Origin of the sequence: Limosilactobacillus avistercoris (assembly GCF_014836425.1) — a bacterium.
GTDB classification, from domain to species: Bacteria; Bacillota; Bacilli; order Lactobacillales; family Lactobacillaceae; genus Limosilactobacillus; species Limosilactobacillus agrestimuris.
In genome coordinates this window covers 107681-127008 of sequence record NZ_JACSQW010000001.1, presented here as the reverse complement: position 1 = coordinate 127008, position 19328 = coordinate 107681, and the positions used below count along the sequence as shown (strand labels likewise).

Genomic DNA, 19328 nt, shown 5'->3' with positions numbered 1-19328 from the left:
TGTGATGAGAATCATACTTACTTTTGGAAAGTTTTAATGATACATGGTCATAACGTTGGGGTGAACCAGGGACTTGCTAGAGCTAATTTCTAATGCCACATAGTCATAACGTGTTCGCCGTGACCGCAACTTCCGCCTAAATATCCCGGACTCGATTGATAACAATCATCGTCCGGGATTCCTTAGTGCTCAGTTGCTAGTCCGTCACGGCTCACACTCACCTATACATTCAACACCTTATCCAAGAAGTTCCTGGTGTCGGGGTGTTGGGGGTGGTTGAAGATTTGGTCGGGGGTGCCTTGTTCGCGGATGTCGCCATCGTGGAAGAAGACAACGCGATCGGCGACTTGCTTAGCGAAGCCCATTTCGTGGGTAACGACAATCATCGTCATCCCTTCTTTAGCCAACCGCTTCATAACCTCGAGCACATCCCCAACCATTTCCGGGTCCAGGGCACTTGTTGGTTCATCAAATAACATTACATCTGGCTTCATTGCTAACGCCCGAGCGATTGCTACCCGCTGTTGCTGCCCACCAGAGAGCTTCGTCGGGTTAGCGTCTGCCTTATCCTCGAGACCAACAAGTTCAAGGTAGTGCATCGCTGCTTTTTCAGCCTCCTCCTTACTCATCTTCCCTAATTCTACTGGAGCCAATGTAATATTTTGTAAAACGTTCATATTAGGAAAAAGGTTAAAGTGCTGGAAAACCATCCCAATATTTTGCCGAACCTTATTAATATTAACCTTTGGATCGGCAATGTCATAACCATCAACATAAACATGGCCACTGTTTGGTTCTTCAAGCTTATTGATGCACCGCAAGAAGGTACTCTTCCCAGAACCAGAGGGACCAATCATACAAACTACCTCATTTGGCTTAACATTCAGGTTAATCCCCCTCAACACTTCGTTACTGCCGTAGCTCTTGTGTAAGTCTTTAACTTGTACTTTGTACTTTTTATCCATATTAAGCCATCCTCTTTTGTACGTAATTTGATAACCATGTTAACAGGGTGATAATGATAATGTAGATTACCGCGATGATTGTCCACATTCTGAACCCTTCCATGTTTTGTGAAATAATGACGGTACCGGTTTGGGTTAATTCCATCACACCAATTGCAGACAGGATCGAAGTATCCTTCAAGGTAATGATGAATTGGTTAACCAATGACGGTACCATTAACTTAAATCCTTGTGGTGCAATAACCTTGATTAAGGCCTTACTGTAAGGTAGACCTAGACTTCGGGCTGCTTCCCACTGTCCTTGGCTAACTGACTCGAAGCCACCTTTAACAATGGCTCCAATGTAGCCCCCTTCATCAAACGTCAAGGTTAAGATCCCGGCAAGGAATAGTGGCACCTTATGACCGATCACGTTTGGAACCCCCATGTAAATAAAGAAGGCCAAAACAATCATTGGGATCCCCCGGAAGATGTAGATTAAGGTACTTGAAACGCCATTAGCAAACTTATTATTAACGACACCCAAGACACCAAGAATTACACCAAAAATCATCGCAAAGATAATTCCGATAACGGTTAGTTCAATCGTCATCCACAAACCACGAAGAAGTGCTTCTCGGTTAGTCTTTAATAATCCTAAAATCGTGTGGTCGGCAGCGGTAGTCTTGGTTGTCCCGTTACCTTTAGTGTACTTATTAATAATTTGATCTAATTGACCAGTATCCTTTAACCATTTAATTCCATCGTTAACTTTCTTTTGGAGTTCCAGGTTCTTGCCCTTTTGGTAACCAACGGCAACTGGTTGCGCATCAATTGGCTTCTTGGTAACAATCTTTAGTGGTACCCCAGTCTTAATTCCGTATTGAAGAACCGGACCATCATCAAAGGTTGCTGCAGTGTTCCCAGTCTTCACATCGTTCCACATAGTGTTAGAAGAATCGAAGTAACGGATCTTGTAACCATACTTCTTTTGGTTCTTTTTTAGGTATAATGCCGCACTAGTTCCTGACTTAGCTGAAACGGTCTTCCCTTTCAACTGCTTCATTGACTTAATGTTACTGTCCTTGGCAACCGCCATTACAACCCCGTCAGTGTAGTAAGGAGTTGAGAAGTCATACTTGGCTTTCCGCTCGTCAGTAACACTCATCCCGGCAATCACGGCATCAACTTGGCCTGATTCCAAGGCTTGCAAGTCACCGTTAAAACTCATCGCCTTTAGACGGTACTTAAAGTGCTCATGCTTGGCGATCTTCTTTAAGATTTCAATTTCAATCCCAGGATTCTTCCCAGAATAGCCACCCTTGCTATCCTGAATTTCGAATGGTTCAAAGGTGTTGTTCGTCGCAAAAGTATACGTTTGTTCATCAGCAGATGCCGTCTGTGGTTCAATTACCTGCCACCCAATGACAATTCCTAGAACTGCCGTTAAGGTAGCTAAAAATATTTTCCAATGATTGCTTTGCATCTATACCGACTCCTCTTTAATCAAATTTTAACGTTGGTAATACATTATCATTCAGTCAAAAAGAAGTGAATAGTTTTAAGTGAACCGTGTGTTTATCCAAGATGATAGCGATTTAAACAAAACTTTTTAAAGGATGAGTATCCAAATTTGGTTAATTTTCTTAAGTGTGATTTTGATGATTGATATTTGATGAGGAAGTTCTCATTTTATATCTTTTTATACTCTTTTATACTTTAAACCTAAAAAAGCAGTTCTAATTGGTACTACTAACAAATAGAACTGCTAATTTCTTATCTACCTATTATTTCAAACACCGTTTATAGTATTGCTCAGCTTCTTCATTCTTTAAGCCATACGCTTCTTTTAAATTAGCGATGATCTTTTCTTCTGGTAATTACTGATTGATGAATAAGTTTGTGACTTGTAGAATTGCCTCTTCTTTCCCACTTTCTTTTCCTTCTTGTATACCTTCTTGTCGTGCAACCTTCAATCCATGGCGACGATCCATTTCATATAACGATAAATGCATATATTCCGCCCTCCATTTCTTATTATGCTTGACTAATGCAACCCTTTTCTTTAATTGTACGATGAAATGATCATCATCATCATCAACTTTACGATTAGCAATCATGTCCAAAAATTTCTGTAAAGGCTGATTAACATCTTTCCGCAAGCTAGGAACATTTAAGAAGATCGTTGTTGTCCCATCGTCCGCAATATATTCTGGACTTTCGTCAACGTGTCGATGAATAGTATACTGCTGCAAACCTAAGCCAAGTGGATCAAAACGGCAAAAGAAAATCACATATGAATTATTAGCTTCTTGATAATCTTTTTTACTATTTTTAAAAGGGAAACCAGAAGTAACTGCCATTTTGGTAGGGTTACTTCTGGTTTAGTTATTATGTTTGGGTGTGATTAGTTTCTACTGAAGCATAGCCAAGATCTGCTTGCCAGGAACTTGCTAGAGCTAGTAGTTCTACTGCGACATAGCCAAAACGTGCTCAGCCTAAACTTCCTCGAGCTAACGACCTTCACTTCCGACGGCATACCGCCGTTCAGTGGAGAAATCGTTAGCCACCGGAAGTTTTTAACGGCTTCGCACTCTACTTTTTAAACGGTACCGCGTTTTCTTTGGTGATCTTGGTTACACCGTGCATGTATGGAACTAATACATCTGGAATGGTTACGGAACCGTCTTCGTTTTGGTAATTTTCCAAAATTGCGGCAACGGTCCGACCAACGGCAAGGCCTGAACCATTCAGGGTGTGGACGTATTGAAGCTTACCATTTTCGTCACGGTATTGAGTGTGCATTCGCCGTGCTTGGAAGTCTAAGCAGTTTGAACAAGATGATACTTCACGGTACTTGTTTTGGGCTGGCATCCACAATTCAAGGTCATGGGTTTCAGATGCAGTGAAACTCATGTCGCTAGTAGTCAATGTGATGACGTGGTATGGAAGACCAAGCTTCTTCAAGATGTTTTCAGCATTTGCAGTCATCTTTTCCAATTCATCCCATGAATCTTCTGGCTTAGTGTACTTAACCATTTCGACTTTGTTAAATTGGTGCATCCGGATCAAACCACGAGTATCACGGCCAGCGGCACCAGCTTCGGAACGGAAACATGGTGTTAAGGCAGTAACATAAACTGGAAGTTCTTCAGCTGGAATAACATCGCCACGGTAGTAGTTTGTCAACGGAACTTCGGCGGTTGGGATCAAAGTCATGTCTTCACCGTTAACTTGGTAAACACCCTTCTTGAACTTTGGGAATTGACCAGTACCGTACATTGATGCAGCATTAACAATGTATGGTGGCAATACTTCGGTGTAGCCGTCCTTCATGTGTTCATCAAGCATGAAGTTGTAAACGGCCCGTTCAAGTTGAGCACCAAGGCCAAGGTAGTAGACAAAGCGCGCACCAGAAACCTTCCGGGCACGGTCAAAGTCAAGAATTCCCAAGTTTTCACCAACATCCCAGTGGTGCTTAGGTTCAAAACCAAAGTCACGAATTTGGCCAACCTTCCGCAATTCAACGGCACCGTCTTCGGTTAAGCTTGCTGGAACACCGTCATGAGGGATGTTTGGTAACCGGGACATCTTGTCGTTGAAGACTTCATCGTTTGCTTCAACTTGTTCATCAAGCTCCTTGATTTGGTCACCCAAGTTACGAGTTTCCTTAATGGCTTCGTCAGCAGATTCACCATTCCGCTTAGCTTCACCAATCTTCTTTGAGGCTTCGTTCCGTTGTGCCTTTAAGGCTTCAGTCTTTTGTAAGAGTTCCCGCCGTTTTTGGTCTAGTTCAAGAACTTCATCGATTTCTTCAGCCTTAATTCCACGAGTAGCTAACTTTTGCTTAAAGAATTCAGGATCCTTACGAATCTTCTTAATATCTAACATAGTATCCTCCTAACAAAAAGAGCCATTCCATCCTCAAAATATTTTGGGACGAAATGGCTCTAAGTTCCGCGGTACCACCCAAGTTTGACGCTATTCAACGTCACCCTCGCGATGGATAACGGCCATCAACCGTGCGGCATTACCCGCCCACATTTTTCTGCACCGGAGTTTCGATCAACGGCTTTCACCAACCGCCGCTTCTCTAGATGATCTACTTGAAATGCAACCGTGTTTTATCTTCGCCATTATCATATTACATCTGGCGTCATTTAGCAATCGCTAATTTAAATTCAATTAACCATTATTTACGTTAATGACCTGTTCATCTTGTTTAACAAACACTGCTCCCAGGTTTCCGGGTTGCTGTTCCCAGTCAGGAATCGGTCGCCCATTGAAGAATAACCGCTTGGCTTCGATTTCACCCATTACCGACTGTTCGGTAAACACGGTCACACTGGAAAGGTCCGTTTCTAGTGGATAACCGGTCCGCGGATCTAATAAGTGGTGGTACTTCTTCCCGTTGACTTCCAGGTAGCGTTCATAAATCCCGGAGGTAACCGCTGAACACGCTGGTTTCCGGACGATTTCGAGATCTTCACCTCGACTCAATTGGGGATCCTGAACTCCAATAACCCACTGACCGTCCGCACGCCGAGGTGACTTGCCAACAAAGAGGAGGTTCCCACCAAGGTTAATAATCCCAGCTTCAACGCCCTGTTTGAGCCAGAAGTCACGGATCCGATCAGCAATGTAACCTTTAGCAATTCCCCCAAGATCGAGTTCCATCCCCGGTTCTTCCAAGAATACAGTCCGGTAGTCATCGTCGAGAATTACCTTATAAGGATCGATTAATGCTAAGCGTTCTTGGATCTCCTTGTCGCTTGGGATATGCGCTCCTTGGAAACCAATCTTCCACAGCTTCACCAGTGGACCAATTAAGGCATTAAAGCCGAAGTTTTCCCGACTATACTTCACAGCTAATTTAATCAATTCGTAGGTCGATGGCGACACCATCTTTGCTTCCCGACCAGCAGCGTGGTTAATATCCATCACTTCTGATTGAGGACGGTTAACCGTCAACCGATCTTCATACTCGTCAATCAAGCGCATTGATCGCGATAATAATGGGTAAAAGCGATCGCCAAAAAGCGTTAAGACGATCTTCGTTCCTAACGCATGATGGACCAACGAATGACGTTGTTGGGTTAAATTATTAGTCATCGGCTTCTGAAGCCCCGGTAGAAGCATCAGCAGTTTCGTCTTCGGCATCAACACTGCCAGTTTCAGAAGTGCCAGTTGATGCGTCTACATCTTCGCTTGCTTCTTCAACATCACTTGCTGATGATTGGCTTTCTTCTTCGTCGTCGCTTTCGGAAGCACCAGTTGATGCATCAACGGCCATTTCTTCTTCGGCAGCTTCTTCATTATCATCATGCTTAGATGCACCAGTAGTAGCATCCTTGCTCCAAGCACCGTTTTCAAAGAGGTTCAAGATGTATTCAACATTACCAGTAAATTCAATTGTTCCTAAGTAGTGACCATTGATGTCCCGTAATGCGTAGTATTGGATTAATGAACGGTGACCATTCATCCATAATGGCCGAGTCACAACATCCTTCTTCCCTTCACGGAAGCTATTGATAATGCTCATAACTGCTGGTACAGCCATTGGTGGATGACATTCTTGGACAGTTTCACCGAGAGAAGCAGTATTCCGAACGTGTTCCCGGTTTGGCTTATCTGAGTACCATGCAAAGTGGTCAGTGCTATCAATCAAGTCAATTTCAAATGGGATTGTACTGAAAATCTGTTGAACTTCCTTTAGTGTTAAACGACCAGTAGGGAAATTAATGTATGCATCACTGATCGTTGGTTGTTTAACGGCCATGTTAAGCCCCTCCCTTTCTACGTTCTTAAAGATTTGGATATATTCGATAAAGTGTTCAAAACTCTTTTCCAATTGATCGATGGCCTTTTGATCAATTAAACGACCATCTTTGGCAAAAGTATTGCGGACGTTCCCAATCAAGACTTCGTTCCCTGGCAAAAGGTTAGTATTGCAGTCAGGTGAAATCAAGATCTGCCGCATTTGAACTTGAGAACGAGCGGATGCTTGACGACCATAAGCAACCCCAACGATCATCGCTGGCTTATCAGATAAGACCTTTGTCCGGTAAGAGAGCCATTCCATCGCTGACTTTAGGACAGCAGGAATTCCGTGGTCATATTCTGGGGTAGCAAAGACAAGTCCATCAGCTTCCTTAACTTTTTGTTTTAACTTCCAGACCTCAGTTTGTTCTGATAATGGGGTATCAACACTAAATGGTGGCAACTTACCGACTTCATAGATCTCGATATCAGCCATTTGCTTAAAATGCTTCTTCATGAAGCGGAGTAATAGTCGGTTATATGAAAAATCGGCGTCGGTTCCGGCAAAGGCAAGAATCTTCATCATTATTCAGCCATCTCCTTTTCCATTTGGTTGATTGCTTTAGCGTAGTAGCGGAATCCCTTCATGCACTTTTCAAGGAAACCAATTGTTCCTTGATCCGTGATGTTCCCTTCTTCGTCCATTAAATCAGTAACGTTACTCATGAAGAATTCGTCACCTTGGTATACAAGGGCGTTGATTCCTGGTGAGATCAGGATATCACGCAATTGCACTTGTGATCGTGAAGCACCCTGGTCAAGCTTGGACGCACCAATTGTCATTACTGGTTTACCAGCAAGAGGGTGGACATTGTAGGATAACCATTCAACGACACTCTTCAATGCTGACGTAATTGAGTGGTTGTACTCTGGACTAGCAATGATGACAGCATCAGCCGCTTTGATTCGCCGATCGATGTCCTTGATTACTTCTGGAGCATCCCCCTTGAAGTTTTCGCTAAACATTGGTACAGGACGAATATCAATCACATCAATCTGATCTTGATCCTTAAAGTGTTGAGCCATAAACTCTAATAACATCCGATTATAGGAACGGTTAGCGTTTGACCCGGCAATTGCAGCAATTTTCAAGTTTTGTCACTTCCTCGTATTTTAATTATTGATTATCATTTCACAATCATTCTACTATAACTAGATGTAGAAAAACAATGGTAAAATTAAAAGATTTAGCTATAGTTACAAAATCCACCAATTTATTAAATATGCTAGAATAGAACAGCAATCTTTGGAAAGGAACGGATAAAATTATGGTTCAATCACGTTCACGTCGTCGCCATCAGGATATTAACGTTGCGGTAGGGAATCGTTTTCCTCTCACAATCCGCCGGCTTGGGGTTAATGGTCAAGGAATCGGCTACTTTAAACACAAGGTCTGCTTCGTTCCCGGCGCCCTTCCTCATGAGGTCGTTGTTGCAGAAGTTACCACTGTTCATCCCCGCTTCCTTGAAGCTAAAATCCACCGGCTCCGCAAAGCAAGCCGTGATCGGGTTGAGTCACGGGATGACTATGCAGACATTGCCGGTGGTTTCGAACTAGAAAAGTTGGCTTACCCAGCACAGCTCCGGTTTAAACGGCAAGTTGTTTTGGATAGTCTCGAAAAATTCCAACCATATGGCTACCGGGCATATGACGTCCGCCCAACCATTGCGGCACCACAGGAATATGGTTACCGAAACAAGGCCACTTTCCAGGTCAGGATGATCGATGGCCACGTTGCCGCCGGATTATACAAGGCGCAAAGCCATGACTTGGTTGACATGTCTGAATGTGCCGTTCAGATGCCCGCCACGATGAAAGTTATTCAGACCATGGTAAAGTTAATCGAAGAACTCGCAATTCCGGTCTATGACGAGGAACATAATAGTGGGATCATTAAGACCCTGGTTGTCCGGGAATCACGGGCCACTGGTGAGTTACAACTAACATTAATTACCAACACCGCGAAGTTACCCCATAAGCACCAGTTACTGGATGCCATTGCTGAACAACTACCCGAAGTCATTTCAGTAATGCAAAACGTTAATCCTGGTGATACCCCATTAGTTTGGGGTGACCAAATGATTCATTTAGCGGGTGACGAATACATTACGGAAAGTTTGATGGGACTGGACTTTAAGCTTTCCGCACGGTCATTTTTACAATTAAATCCTGAACAAACAGAAACTCTTTACGAAGAAGCAGCTAAGGCACTGGAATTAACCCCTAACGATCACCTCGTCGATGCCTATGCCGGAATCGGGACAATCGGTCTTTCCCTCGCTAACCAGGTGAAGGAGGTTTGGGGGATGGAAACGATCCCTGAAGCCGTAGAGGATGCCAAGCAAAACGCTGAACTGAACGGAATCACAAACGCCCACTATGAAGTCGGAGCAGCCGAAGAAGTGATCCCTCGCTGGCGGAAAGAAGGCCACCACTTTGATGCCTTGGTTGTCGATCCACCACGGACGGGACTGGATGACCAACTAATCGAACAGATCATCAAAGAACGCCCAGCTAAGTTTGCCTACATTTCTTGTAACATGGCATCCCTCGCCCGGAATCTTCGTCGCCTAACCAGCGTCTACCATGTTGACTATATCCAACCAATCGACATGATGCCACAAACCACCCGTTGTGAAGCGGTCGTTAAGTTGTCGTTAAGAAAGTAAAATAAAAAATCGGTGCAGCTTTTCTCTAAGGGAAAAACCACACCGATTTTTTCGAATACTTAAATTTACTTACTTTGCAACTTAGTCCATTGCTTCCACGTATTAAGGTTACTAATCCCATCAAGGTGATCGTATGCCCCCGTGCTCAACTTTTGGAGGAGCTGTGGATCAGTCAAGATCTTAACAACTGCCTTTTCAAACTTTTTGGCGTTGTTTAGCGGAATTAATTCCCCATTAACACCACTTTCAATCAGTTCACTTGGGCCATACAGGTAGTCATAGCTAACAACGGGAACCCCGTGGCTCAACGCTTCTCCCATCGCTAATGGCTGAGCATCGATCCGGCTAGTATCGACGAATAACTGGGCAGTATTGTAAGGCGCCTCCAGATCAACTTGGTAACCTGCAAAGACAACCACCCCAGTCAATCCAGCATCATTAACCCGCTTCTTGTAACGGTTAACATCGTCCGGACTACCGTAACCATAGAGGGTCAGTTTAGCGTTCGGTACCTGCTTGTGGACCCGGATAAAGATGTCAATTAACTTACCGGTTTGTTTGTCCTCACCTAGTCGACCAACATAGATCATTTGTCCAGCAATCCGGTACTTCATGTCAGCTCGCTGACGATCAGTCTTCACTGGAACACCATTAATCGCATAAATCGGCTTCTTATCACCGATGCGTTTCCGGATCATTTCAGCCTGGGCTTCCGTCATTGTAATAATCCCGTCCCACTTGTTTAACTCAGTGGTTAATGGCGCTTGGAGCATGACATTTAACGGTCCATTCTTCAGGTTATCGCCATCATTAACGTGGTTCATCGCCATCCACAAGTACTTCTTAGCTGCTGTCTGCATGTTCATTACTGGCTGGATTGCCATCGCTGGCCGGTCAGCAATAAAGACGTTATTTTCACCATTCACCTTGTTTAACTCATCAAGGAAGAAAGCAAAAAGATCTTCTTCACTGTCAAAGAAGCGATCCTTCCCGTTGTAGTTTTTCAAAACATTCAAGGAGTTAATCGGGGTGTTTTGCACTGACTTAACGTAGTATCGTTCCATGTAAAGTGATTGGTCTGGACGGTAGTAACGTTCAAAACTAATTTGACCGTCTTCGCCAAAGAATTGGTCAACCGACTTAAAGCCCCGGAGATCGTACTGTTGTCGGAGGTTGATGTTTCCAGCAACATCGAACCAGTCAATGTGGTTAACAAGCCCCACTGTTCCTCCAGTAAAGTAGACGATACAGATTAGACGGTCGCCATCTTTGACTTCCTGGTAGTTGTTCCCGGTGCCAACTTGGTATTCAATTGGCAGATTCAGATCGCTAACGTGCAGGTCGTGCCCTTGGTAATCTGTGGTTCCCGCAAAGAAGTCATACATATTAACCAGTTGGTCATCAGTCAACCCAAACCGCTTCAAAGTGGCATGGATAATTTGGTCGTAGTTTCGGGTAACTAACTTTGCTTCGACATGGTGATCTTTAAAGAGCTTCAGCCGCTTCATTTCGGCGTGTTCAATACTCGAGTCGTTGCTTAATAGGTATTGGTTAACGAAAAAGAACATTAGTTAGCGGCCTCCTTTGCTTTCATATCATCGACTAGTTCATTCCACAACTTCATCACGTTCGGTTCGGAGTAACGTTCACTATCTTTGTAGGCATTTTCGCTAAACTTGGCCAGCTTTTCCTGGTCAGTCAACAGGCTAATAATTGCCTTTGCCAGGCCATCGATGTCACCATTGGTTGTTAATAAGCCATCCTGACCATCAATCACAACATCGGCAGGACCATATTTAATATCATTAGCAATGATCGGCAGACCATGTGATTGAGCCTCCACTAATGATAGTGGCAATCCTTCTGCCCGACTCGGCAAGATTAATAATTGAGCATCATTGTAGACCGCATTTGGATCATTGGTATAGCCATGGAAGGTAACAGAACTTTCCAACTTTTCGTCCTTCACGATCTTCTTCAATGTCTTATCAAAGTTATCATTAGCATAGCCCCAGAAGTCGAGCTTCGCTTCAGGAACCTTGGCTAAGATTTGTGGCCAAGCCTTGAGTAGTTGATCCTGTTGCTTTTCTGGCGAAAGCCGAGCAACCATGACCACTTGGTTCTTTGTCCGCTTTTCAAATGGCACGTGATCAGCTTCCAAGACTGCCTTCGGAACGATTGGTCCAGGGATTCGGTAAATCTTAGTACCATACTTAGCAAACCGGTCCTTAACATCCTTTTGTTGTTGTGGGGTAAGGGTGATAATTCCATCCCAGTCCTTAATATGGTTCAGGCCCCAGGTATAGTTGTAGTTCAAGGTTGAATGCAACATATCACTGTTGTCATTAACGTGATCATTATGCAATTGCATTGCCCGGAATACCCGATGTTTCATGTGAAGCACCGACCAACCAACTTCGTATGACCGGTCGACAACTAATCCTACTGGTTCACTGTTCGTCAATTCTGGATCGGTCACTAACTCGTCATAGAAGAACCGGGTCAATTCATCAAGGTTGGCAAATTGATAATCATGGCCCTTGTAATTAAAGAGGTGGTAAGTATCGATTACCTTATCCCGCTTATTCTTTTGGTGTTCCAGTTGAATGGCAACCGTTCCATCCGGCCGCATGTAGTTTTCGGTCGCAATGTTACCATCCCAGTCGTAAACCTGTTCAACCGAAATAAAGCCACGGTTATCATACCAACTAACTTTCAATAACTTACCGTAATGATCGAAGTATTGAAGGTTGATAATATGTTTTTCCTTATCATTCCGTCGCCGAACATACATGATCCGGTTCCCGTTGCGGTAATAGTTATAATTAATCCCATCAGCTTTCCGGTCCCACGTAGGATCAATATCTAGATCTTTAATGGTGACGTCCTTCTGGGGAAAGATCCGGGCATCTTGGAAATAATCAAATAAGTTTACAAAGTCTTCATCAGCAATCCCCGCCTCTTCGGTTACCATGTGAAGCTCGTTGGAGTACTTCCGGGTAACAATTTTGGCAGATTCATTAAACATTTCAAACAGGTGCAATCGCTTAATTTGTGCGTGTTCAATTCCTGACTTGTTATGCTGAATATTATCGTTCAGAAAGAATAACATTGCTTTTCTCCTTTTCTACGTTAACAGGTTAAGTGTAACATACTGAAAGCAGTGAAATTAGGACTTGTCGTGAGTTTGTGTTAAAATTTATACTTATAAGTAAGAAAGAAGGAGAAGATCAATGCAAAACCCATTTGGTAACAACAATAACAATAACCAAAATCCGTTTGATCTTAATAATCTCCCATTGCCACCGAATTATGCCAAGATTGTTAATGATCAGGGGCAGATTAGGATTGCCAAAGTGGGAATTTCATGGACAACACTCTGGTTTGGTCCTTTGCCAGCACTCTTCCGGGGTGACTACTATAACTTTTTCCTAATGATCGTTCTTGATCTCGATTACGCGTTAGTAGTATTGTTCTTTGGTTTGAACTGGTTAATGCAATTCCCGTGGACTTCAATCGTGTTCGCCCTTCTTTACAACATGATGTACTTTAAGCACTCTTTCAAGCTTGGTTACCGTCCTGCCGATCAGCGGTCTCGCGAACTCCTTGAAAGGTTCCATTATTTGAAGAAATAAACTAAGCTGAAAATTAAAAGAATAAGGGTGAGGGTGAGAAAAATCACTTTTTCTCACCCTCTTTTTGTCACTAATAGTCTCCGAACTTATAGAGTCCAATCGCGGGAATTAACTGAGGGACTCGAGCCTAACTACGAACGACTCTGATGATTTCATCATCATTCATCGTTCTAGGTTAGTCAACCGTCCCTCCGGGAAAGTTAATTCCCAGCTTCACCCTTTAACTATTAATCGCCCAAGAAATCATGGCGAATCTGTTTGTATGTAGCTACTGGATCAGCACTTTGGGTAATCGGCCGGCCAACAACAATGCCATTACTCCCCATTTCAGCAGCTTGACGAGGGGTAACAACCCGTTTTTGATCATCATGAGTATTTAAATCTGGCCGAATACCAGGAGTGATGCAAAGAAAGTCTGGATTAGTGACTTTACGGATTGCCGCGATTTCCTTAGCAGAACAAACTACTCCTGCCAAGCCACTCTCATCAGCTAAGCGGGCATAATTTTGCACTGAGTCCATAACCGTACCAGGTACCCGTTGCTCATCGTGGAGAATTGTTTCATCAATGGATGTCAACTGGGTAATTGCCAACATCTTTGGAACAGAATTTCCGGCTTCAGCAGCTCCCTGTTTCAATCCACGAAGACCGGCCCTCATCATCTCACTTCCACCAGCAGCGTGAACAGTAACAAAAGAGACCCCTAACCGACCAAGTTGAGCCATTGCCCGTTCAACCGTATTCGGAATATCATGCGCCTTAAGGTCAAGAAATACCTTGAAGCCACGCTCCTTTGCTTGCTTTACAATGCCGGGACCAAATGCATAGAAAAGCTCCATCCCAATCTTAATAATTGGCATATGATCAGTATCGTTAGAAAGCTTGTCAAACAATTGGACTGCCTTCCGTTTATCCGGGACATCGATTGCAACAATTGGTTCAAAACGTTCCATAATTTTCCTCCTTAAAAAAGCACCAGAACTCTGTAGAGAGGGTCCTGGTGCTTTCTTGTTTCCAACACCGTTTCGCCCTCTCTGGAGCAGATTAAATGGTTATTGTAATTTATTCATGGTGTTCAATTGTAATATCTTCATGACCATCGTATTCTTCAACAGCTACATGAACAGTCTCATTCATTGCAGTTGGGATATTCTTCCCAACAAAATCAGGTCGGATTGGTAATTCACGGTGACCCCGATCAACCAAAACAGCAAGTGAAATTTCTTGTGGACGTCCCATGTCCATTAGAGCATCTAGGGCTGCCCGAACTGTCCGTCCTGTAAAGAGAACGTCATCAACCAGGATGACATGCTTATCATTAATGTCGATCCCTAATGAAGATGTCTTCACGGTTGGTTCCTTATGGTGATCAGGAATATGACGATCATCCCGGTATAAGGTAATATCTAACGCCCCAACCGGAACTTCGACGTTCTCCAGTTGGTTTAATCGCTTCGCAAGACGCTCTGCAAGGTAAACTCCCCGGGTCTTAATCCCTACAAAGACAAGGTTTTCGACCCCTTTATTCTGTTCGATAATTTCGTAAGTAATTCGTGTTAATGCCCGTTGCATACTTGATCCATCAACAATTTCATGGGCCATCCTGGTCACTTCCCCTTAATCCATTTATTCTAAAAACCCTTCTTCACTGAATCTGTGAGGAAGGGTTTAGTTACTTATTTGTTCCTTCTTGATTTCACGGAATCAGGTTAAAGGCGATATTTCTCTTATTACAAGTATTTTAAGCGTCTCACCTAAGCCTGTCAATAAAATCATTGGTTAGCATTACTGGAGGAACTACTAGTATGATCGTTTAACCAGGATTGCATTAGTGAAGTAACGTTATTCCAGATTTCACCAAATCCATCCTTATTCTTTAAGTCATTAACCGTCGAACTGGCATTAGAAGGATCCTGTTGCAACTGGTTGATCACTTGGTCAACGTCATTTAACTTTTGCTTAGCAGAATTACTACTTAATTGGCCTTCAATTTGCTGGTTTTGGTTTGAAATATTGTTAAGCTGATTCTGAAGCTCCTGTTGGTTATGGTCCTTTTCGTATTGTCGAGCAGCACCACGAAGAGCCGCAACCTGCTCAGCAAGCTTTTGATTGTCTGAACTTAACTTATTAATACTACTTGAGTTATTAATAATCTGACTACTTTGTTCAGCATTGTTTGCTTGCTGTTCTTCATTATGCCCATGAATTGCCGCAAGTGCCCACCAAATAATAGCAAGCGCAATCACAACAACGATTGCGACGATCCATGCACGGTGACGCTTCTTCGGTGTATTTGTCCGTTGATTACCATTAGATACCTGATCAAGTTCTTCCCGGGTCTTGATATTGATCATTATCCGAGCAGACTCGGTTTCACCCTCACTATTCATTACTGTAACCGCAATCGGGTATTCTCCCTGGTGTTCAAGATCAACTTGGGTCGTATTAAAGGTCACCTTATTCGTAATATCTTTGCCGTTATCGGTTGCGGAAATGCCGTAACGAGCAATCAGTTCGTTACTATCAAGTGATTTTCCTAAAAGCCAATCCAGGTTATGTCTCTGAATTTTTAAAACTGGTTTTGCCATAATATCCTCCATTTATCCTCGTTTGTCCGTCTGCATTATAGCACACGAGGAATACTAGCTCCTTCGTAGTCCTAGTCAGGATCTACACTTGCTACTAGCTCGATCGGACAATGTTCAGAACCAGTAATGTTTGTCAAGATGCTAGAATCCTTAATCTCACTATCAAGAGCGTTTGAAACCAGGAAGTAATCCAGTCGCCAGCCAACATTTTGTGCTCGTGCATCATAGCGGTATCTCCACCAAGTATAAGCACCCTTCTTATCGGGATGCTGGTAGCGGAAGGTATCAGTAAAGCCAGCATCTAACAGCTTACCAAAGTCGTTCCGTTCCTCCGCTATAAAATCAGCATGGTGGTGATTTTCAGCCGGTTCGGCAAGGTCAATTGGCTGGTAAGCAACTCCCATGCCGCCGCCAATGATGACTCCTTTTTACTATTAAGATCTCTTACGTAGTCTAAGAATGCTTGATCCCACTTTTGCCGTTCTGCTAATTTTTGTAGTTTCTCACCCGAAAATGGTACATAAGTAGTCACAAAGTAAAAATTAGGATACTCAAGGGTGATTGTTCTTCCTTCACGATCAAATTCTGGATTATTAATTCCAGTAGTTACCTTCTGTGGCTTCTCCTTGGCAAAAACCGCAGTTTCCGCATACCCTTTTCTTTCAGCATAGTTCCAGTATTGGTGGTAACCCGGTAGTTCAAATTCGATCTCATCGGGTTGCAACCGTGTTTGTTGAACACAAAAGATATCAGGATTTAAATTAGTTACTGTCTCACGAAAACCATGTCTTAAGATTGCTTTAAAGCCGTCAACATTCCAAGATACAAATTTCATTATCAAACACTTCCTTATAATCAAACAATAAAAGTAACTTTCTCCTTTCCATTGTACAAAGATATAACTATATTTTTAAAATGATTCGATTGATAATTGGTGTCGATCGAAAAAAGGGTGAGGAAAAATTTTCTCACCCTTTATCCGTTACTAATAGTTTCTGAACTCATAGAGTCTAATTTTGGGAATCCTAACAGGCTCTTGAAAAAGATTAATTCCCAGCTTCCTAATTTTTAAAGTTCCCATGGATCCTTAACAATGATGGTTTGGATCCGGTCAGCACCAACAGAAACAGTTGCTAATGGTGTTTCTGATAATTCACTAACTCGCTTAAGGTAGTTTTGAGCATTTACTGGTAAGTCTTCGAACTTCTTTACGCCAGTGATGTCTTCATCCCATCCTGGAAGTTCATCGTAAACTGGTTCACAACGATCGAGTTCCTTCAAGCTAGCTGGGTAGTAATCGATTTCTTTTCCATCAAGCTTGTAAGCTTTACAAATCTTAACGGTCTTTAAACCAGTTAAGACATCTAAAAGGTTCAAGCTTAGGCAAGATAAACCGGAAACCCGACGTGCATGACGCATTGCGACACTATCAAACCAACCAACCCGACGTGGCCGACCAGTAACTGTTCCGTATTCATGACCAGTTTCACGAATCCGGTCGCCGATCTCATCAGTTAATTCTGTTGGGAATGGACCAGCACCAACACGAGTTGAGTAAGCCTTGCAAATTCCTACTACTGTATTGATCTTGTTAGGGCCAACACCGACACCGGTACATACCCCACCGGCAATTGGGTTTGAAGCAGTAACGTATGGGTAGGTTCCTTGATCAACATCAAGCATTACCCCTTGCGCACCTTCAAAAAGAACCTTCTTACCACTATCTAATGCGTCATTGACGATCCGTGAAGTATCAGTAACGTACTTCTTTAATTCTTGACCGTATTTATAGTAGCTTTCGAAAATATCATCAAAGTTAATTGGGTCAACATGGTACAACTTGGTGAATAATTCGTTCTTTTCAGCTAAGTTTCGCCGTAATTTAGTTTCAAAGGTATCCTTTTCTAACAAATCACACATCCGGATACCAACACGGGAAACCTTATCCATATATGTAGGTCCAATCCCGTTCTTAGTTGTCCCAACCTTGTGATCACCCTTAGCTGCTTCTTGGCACTTGTCCAAGAGAATGTGGTAAGGGAACGTAACGTGGGAACGACTAGAAATCCGTAATCCGGAAATGTCAATACCGTTATCTTGAAGGTAGTGCAACTCCTTCAATAGTGCAGGTGGGTTAATAACAACACCATTACCAATCACCGCTAACTTATCCTTACCAAAGATCCCGGATGGCACAAGCCGCAAAGCAAACTTCTTGCCATCGAACGCAATTGTATGTCCGGCATTGTTTCCCCCTTGGGAGCGGACAACTACATCCGCTTCTTGACTAAGGTAATCAGTCATCTTACCTTTCCCTTCGTCTCCCCATTGACTACCAACAATTACAACTGATGACATTATCTTTTCACCTCAAAGTATTAATTTGTAAAAGACGTTTTTACTTCATTATACTACCGAACTTCGGATTAGTCGTCAAGAAGATAACGAACATTTTTTCTAGGTATTTTTATAATTGTCCGATTTTTTAGTTGACGACAATTAATAAACAGTGCATAATAGCATACGGAATTTTTAAGAAAGTAAAGGAGCTGTTCTCGTGCAAACATTTGATTACGATGACATCCAATTAGTCCCAAACAAGTGTATTATTAAAAGTCGAAAAGAGGCCGATACCAGTATCAAGTTTGGTCCCAAGACATTCAAGATCCCTGTAGTACCAGCTAATATGGAAAGTGTTATTAACGAAGACCTCGCTGTTTGGCTTGCCCAAAATGACTACTTTTATGTGATGCACCGTTTTGAACCAGAAGAACGTGCCGGATTCATCAAACGGATGCACGATCGCAAGCTTTTTGCATCCATTTCAGTTGGCATTAAGGATGCTGAATACGACTTTATCGATCAGCTAAAAGCCGAACATTTAGATCCAGAATACGTTACGATCGATGTTGCTCATGGTCATTCTGACTTTGTTATCAAGATGATCCAATACATTAAGAAGAACTTGCCAAACGCCTTTGTAATTGCCGGAAACGTTGCGACCCCAGAAGCAGTACGTGACTTAGAAAATGCGGGTGCAGATGCCACTAAAGTTGGTGTGGGTCCAGGAAAAGCTTGCATTACCAAGCTAAAGACTGGTTTTGGAACCGGTGGCTGGCAACTTGCCGCAATCCGCCTTTGTGCAAAGGCCGCCCAAAAGCCAATCATCGCCGACGGGGGAATTCGTCATAATGGCGATATCGCTAAGTCAGTTCGTTTTGGTGCTTCAATGGTAATGATCGGTTCAATGCTTGCTGGTCACCTCGAATCACCAGGCCACATAATCACGATCGATGGTAAACGGTATAAGCAATACTGGGGTTCCGCTTCCGAAGTTCAAAAGGGCGCTTACCGAAATGTTGAAGGAAAGCAGATGCTTGTTCCTTACCGTGGTTCAATCAAGGACACTCTTCGTGAAATGCAAGAAGATCTTCAATCCTCAATTTCATACGCCGGTGGTCGCGACCTTGAATCCATTCGCCACGTCGATTACGTCATCGTCAAAAATTCAATTATGAATGGGGATTACTAAAAATAGAGTGCGAGGCCGTTAAAAGCTCCCGGTGGCTAACGATTTCTCCACCGAATGACGTTCGTCGTCAGAGGGGGAGGTCGTTAGCTTGAGGGAGCTTAGGCCGAACACGTTTTGACTTATTTACCGTAGAATCGCTA

16 protein-coding genes and 1 pseudogene are annotated in these 19328 nt (G+C 43.1%); 3 read left to right on the top strand and 14 right to left on the bottom strand.

Features of this window, described 5'->3' with window-relative positions; genetic code table 11:
• Positions 1 to 221: 221 nt before the first annotated feature.
• The 7 genes from H9564_RS00610 to H9564_RS00580 form a co-directional block, all read right to left on the bottom strand.
• On the bottom strand, positions 222 to 965 hold the full coding sequence (locus H9564_RS00610) for an amino acid ABC transporter ATP-binding protein (protein WP_191683655.1): 744 nt from the start codon (positions 963 to 965) through the stop codon (positions 222 to 224).
• A gap of 1 nt (position 966) precedes the next feature.
• Entirely contained in the window at positions 967 to 2430 is a 1464-nt protein-coding gene (locus H9564_RS00605; protein WP_191683654.1) for an ABC transporter substrate-binding protein/permease, read from the bottom strand.
• A 394-nt stretch (positions 2431 to 2824) separates the two neighbouring features.
• Positions 2825 to 3307, bottom strand: a complete 483-nt coding sequence (locus H9564_RS00600; protein ID WP_191683653.1) for a hypothetical protein — start codon at positions 3305 to 3307, stop codon at positions 2825 to 2827.
• A gap of 232 nt (positions 3308 to 3539) precedes the next feature.
• Positions 3540 to 4835, bottom strand: a complete 1296-nt coding sequence (gene serS / locus H9564_RS00595) for a serine--tRNA ligase (protein ID WP_191683652.1) — start codon at positions 4833 to 4835, stop codon at positions 3540 to 3542.
• A gap of 294 nt (positions 4836 to 5129) precedes the next feature.
• A complete protein-coding gene (locus H9564_RS00590; RefSeq protein WP_191683651.1) occupies positions 5130 to 6056 on the bottom strand; it encodes an FAD:protein FMN transferase in 927 nt (308 codons plus the stop codon).
• Positions 6049 to 7287 (bottom strand): NAD(P)H-dependent oxidoreductase, encoded by a 1239-nt coding sequence (locus H9564_RS00585; RefSeq protein ID WP_191683670.1) that lies wholly within the window; start codon positions 7285 to 7287, stop codon positions 6049 to 6051. Before H9564_RS00585 ends, H9564_RS00590 begins: the two co-directional genes overlap by 8 nt.
• Positions 7288 to 7289: 2 nt before the next feature.
• On the bottom strand, positions 7290 to 7856 hold the full coding sequence (locus H9564_RS00580) for an NADPH-dependent FMN reductase (RefSeq protein WP_191683650.1): 567 nt from the start codon (positions 7854 to 7856) through the stop codon (positions 7290 to 7292).
• A gap of 176 nt (positions 7857 to 8032) precedes the next feature.
• Here H9564_RS00580 and rlmD point away from each other — a divergent pair, with 176 nt between their 5' ends.
• Entirely contained in the window at positions 8033 to 9433 is a 1401-nt protein-coding gene (gene rlmD / locus H9564_RS00575) for a 23S rRNA (uracil(1939)-C(5))-methyltransferase RlmD (RefSeq protein WP_191683649.1), read from the top strand.
• 65 nt (positions 9434 to 9498) lie between these two features.
• Here rlmD and H9564_RS00570 read toward each other — a convergent pair whose 3' ends face one another.
• Positions 9499 to 11001, bottom strand: a complete 1503-nt coding sequence (locus H9564_RS00570; RefSeq protein WP_191683648.1) for a glycosyltransferase — start codon at positions 10999 to 11001, stop codon at positions 9499 to 9501.
• Entirely contained in the window at positions 11001 to 12545 is a 1545-nt protein-coding gene (asp1, locus tag H9564_RS00565; RefSeq protein WP_191683647.1) for an accessory Sec system glycosyltransferase Asp1, read from the bottom strand. The genes H9564_RS00570 and asp1 overlap by 1 nt, the downstream gene beginning before the upstream one ends.
• A gap of 121 nt (positions 12546 to 12666) precedes the next feature.
• Between asp1 and H9564_RS00560 the strand changes: the two genes are divergently transcribed.
• The gene (locus tag H9564_RS00560; protein ID WP_191683646.1) at positions 12667 to 13068 is read left to right on the top strand and encodes a hypothetical protein; all 402 of its coding nucleotides are present in this window, start codon (positions 12667 to 12669) and stop codon (positions 13066 to 13068) included.
• A 227-nt stretch (positions 13069 to 13295) separates the two neighbouring features.
• Here the strand turns inward: H9564_RS00560 and pyrF are convergent, their stop codons facing one another.
• The 5 genes and pseudogenes from pyrF to H9564_RS00535 form a co-directional block, all read right to left on the bottom strand.
• Complete coding sequence (gene pyrF, locus H9564_RS00555) at positions 13296 to 14021, bottom strand: orotidine-5'-phosphate decarboxylase (RefSeq protein WP_191683645.1); 726 nt, start codon at positions 14019 to 14021, stop codon at positions 13296 to 13298.
• Positions 14022 to 14130: 109 nt separating this feature from the next.
• The gene (gene pyrR / locus H9564_RS00550) at positions 14131 to 14670 is read right to left on the bottom strand and encodes a bifunctional pyr operon transcriptional regulator/uracil phosphoribosyltransferase PyrR (RefSeq protein WP_191683644.1); all 540 of its coding nucleotides are present in this window, start codon (positions 14668 to 14670) and stop codon (positions 14131 to 14133) included.
• A gap of 170 nt (positions 14671 to 14840) precedes the next feature.
• Entirely contained in the window at positions 14841 to 15656 is an 816-nt protein-coding gene (locus H9564_RS00545; RefSeq protein WP_225209485.1) for a DUF5011 domain-containing protein, read from the bottom strand.
• A gap of 71 nt (positions 15657 to 15727) precedes the next feature.
• Positions 15728 to 16491: pseudogene (locus tag H9564_RS00540) on the bottom strand (exodeoxyribonuclease III).
• Between the two features lie 233 nt (positions 16492 to 16724).
• Positions 16725 to 18014, bottom strand: a complete 1290-nt coding sequence (locus tag H9564_RS00535) for an adenylosuccinate synthase (protein ID WP_191683642.1) — start codon at positions 18012 to 18014, stop codon at positions 16725 to 16727.
• A gap of 199 nt (positions 18015 to 18213) precedes the next feature.
• On the opposite strand from H9564_RS00535, the gene H9564_RS00530 reads away from it, so the two are divergent.
• Positions 18214 to 19188 carry a GMP reductase gene (locus tag H9564_RS00530; RefSeq protein ID WP_191683641.1) on the top strand — a complete coding sequence of 325 codons (975 nt, stop codon included), beginning with the start codon at positions 18214 to 18216 and terminating at the stop codon, positions 19186 to 19188.
• Positions 19189 to 19328: the final 140 nt, after the last annotated feature.

Excerpts from the sequence above, each read along its gene's own strand:
- H9564_RS00590 (WP_191683651.1), bottom strand. The coding sequence starts at position 6,056 with ATGACTAATAATTTAACCCAACAACGTCATTCGTTGGTCCATCATGCG.
- pyrF (WP_191683645.1), bottom strand. The coding sequence starts at position 14,021 with ATGGAACGTTTTGAACCAATTGTTGCAATCGATGTCCCGGATAAACGG.
- serS (WP_191683652.1), bottom strand. The coding sequence starts at position 4,835 with ATGTTAGATATTAAGAAGATTCGTAAGGATCCTGAATTCTTTAAGCAA.
- rlmD (WP_191683649.1), top strand. The coding sequence starts at position 8,033 with ATGGTTCAATCACGTTCACGTCGTCGCCATCAGGATATTAACGTTGCG.
- H9564_RS00545 (WP_225209485.1), bottom strand. The coding sequence starts at position 15,656 with ATGGCAAAACCAGTTTTAAAAATTCAGAGACATAACCTGGATTGGCTT.
- H9564_RS00610 (WP_191683655.1), bottom strand. The coding sequence starts at position 965 with ATGGATAAAAAGTACAAAGTACAAGTTAAAGACTTACACAAGAGCTAC.
- asp1 (WP_191683647.1), bottom strand. The coding sequence starts at position 12,545 with ATGTTATTCTTTCTGAACGATAATATTCAGCATAACAAGTCAGGAATT.
- pyrR (WP_191683644.1), bottom strand. The coding sequence starts at position 14,670 with ATGGCCCATGAAATTGTTGATGGATCAAGTATGCAACGGGCATTAACA.
- H9564_RS00585 (WP_191683670.1), bottom strand. The coding sequence starts at position 7,287 with ATGAAGATTCTTGCCTTTGCCGGAACCGACGCCGATTTTTCATATAAC.
- H9564_RS00605 (WP_191683654.1), bottom strand. The coding sequence starts at position 2,430 with ATGCAAAGCAATCATTGGAAAATATTTTTAGCTACCTTAACGGCAGTT.
- H9564_RS00600 (WP_191683653.1), bottom strand. The coding sequence starts at position 3,307 with ATGGCAGTTACTTCTGGTTTCCCTTTTAAAAATAGTAAAAAAGATTAT.
- H9564_RS00560 (WP_191683646.1), top strand. The coding sequence starts at position 12,667 with ATGCAAAACCCATTTGGTAACAACAATAACAATAACCAAAATCCGTTT.
- H9564_RS00570 (WP_191683648.1), bottom strand. The coding sequence starts at position 11,001 with ATGTTCTTTTTCGTTAACCAATACCTATTAAGCAACGACTCGAGTATT.
- H9564_RS00535 (WP_191683642.1), bottom strand. The coding sequence starts at position 18,014 with ATGTCATCAGTTGTAATTGTTGGTAGTCAATGGGGAGACGAAGGGAAA.